Below are 462 nucleotides of genomic sequence, written 5' to 3' on the forward strand. Positions count from 1 at the left end.
AACTCTAAGTCAAGAAAAATTTATATGGAGGTTTCTTATGTACACTATTGGTGAAGTGGCTAAAATGTTAGAGATAAGTACATATACATTACGGTATTACGAAAAAGAAAAAATTATAATTCCTGTTCGTAACATTAACGGAGACAGACGATATAACGATTCACATATTAAATGGCTGCAATTTGTTATCAAGTTAAAAGAAACACAAATGCCAATTGCGAAAATAAAGAAGTATGCTGCATTAGCTTTGGAAGGAGAACATACCACGACAGAGCGTTTAAATCTTTTAGAAGAACATAAACACTCTATTAAGGAACAAATTAGAACGTTAAAAGCTGCGGATGAGATGCTTGAATATAAAATTACCACTTACAAAGATTTCATCAATAAACGAGATTAAATACAGGTTTTATAAGGAAAATCGCCACAGATCTATGGAATAGAAAGAACCATAACCTTGCC

At 31.8% G+C, this 462-nt stretch carries 1 protein-coding gene; it reads left to right on the top strand.

The window, feature by feature from the left end; genetic code table 11:
* The first annotated feature begins 37 nt into the window (after positions 1–37).
* Positions 38–400: a MerR family transcriptional regulator gene (locus V7038_RS25180; protein WP_002110648.1), complete on the top strand. Its 363-nt coding sequence runs from the start codon at positions 38–40 to the stop codon at positions 398–400.
* Positions 401–462 lie beyond the last annotated feature (62 nt).

The organism is Bacillus sp. JJ783 (assembly GCF_036963225.1).
Classification (GTDB): domain Bacteria; phylum Bacillota; class Bacilli; order Bacillales; family Bacillaceae_G; genus Bacillus_A; species Bacillus_A cereus_U.

What these genes read in the sequence shown, in the direction of transcription:
- V7038_RS25180 (WP_002110648.1), top strand. Translation starts at nt 38, where the DNA reads ATGTACACTATTGGTGAAGTGGCTAAAATGTTAGAGATAAGTACATAT.